Origin of the sequence: Bacillus safensis FO-36b, from assembly GCF_000691165.1 — a bacterium.
Taxonomy (GTDB): domain Bacteria; phylum Bacillota; class Bacilli; order Bacillales; family Bacillaceae; genus Bacillus; species Bacillus safensis.
Window position 1 is genome coordinate 1 of record NZ_ASJD01000031.1, and the last position, 866, is coordinate 866.

1 protein-coding gene is annotated in these 866 nt (G+C 44.0%); it reads left to right on the forward strand.

All coding sequences use genetic code 11. The annotated features are described in order from the left end of the window. Window positions 1-692 (forward strand): transposase (locus BA81_RS18945; RefSeq protein ID WP_034284337.1); only part of this gene is annotated, 692 nt, incomplete at its 5' end. Window positions 693-866: the final 174 nt, after the last annotated feature.

Here is an 866-nt window from a genome sequence, read left to right on the forward strand (position 1 = left end):
ATAGCAAGCCGAAAGGATTTTTCTATCTCGACCATCGCACCGTTGATAGTCGCTGCAATATCGTCACTGACGTCCATGTGACTGCGGGTAATGTGCATGATGCGGTTCCTTATCTTGAGCGTTTAGATCGCCAGAAAGAACGCTTTAATTTTGACGTTGAACATGTTGGTTTAGATGCGGGTTACTTTACGTCTGCTCTTTGTAAGGGCTTAGAGGATCGCGATATTTATGCGGTCATGGGTTATCGTCGACCCACACACAAGGCCGGATATTTTTATAAACGCGAATATATTTACGACGAGTTAAACGATCAATATACCTGCCCTGCAGGACAAATAATCCTCTACAAAACGACCAGCCGAGAAGGCTATCGCCATTATCAATCCAACCCGAAGATATGCGCAAACTGTCCACTCATTGATCGTTGTACGCGCAATGCAAATAAGGTTAAAACCATCACAAGGCACGTCTGGGAAGACAGCAAAGAGCGTGTTAATCAGAACCGACTCACGGATAAGGGGAAGGTCATCTACGCGCGGCGTAAAGAAACTGTTGAACGAAGCTTTGCCGATGCAAAGCAACTACATGGTTATCGCTATGCACAGTTTAGAGGACGCTCGAAGGTTCAAATGCAGTGTCTTATGGTAGCGACTGCACAAAACATGAAAAAGATCGCACTGATGGCCGCTTGAGGCCTATTTTATCGATTTATAGCCGAAATATTACGAATTCCATCCCAATCTCTCCCCATTTTAAGCTTGCTGAACACCTACTATTTTTCATTGTGCTGTTTTTGGATATCAGAGGAATATTGATACAGAGGCCCCAGAAACAATAAACCCCAGTTAAATAACTGGGGTTTATCA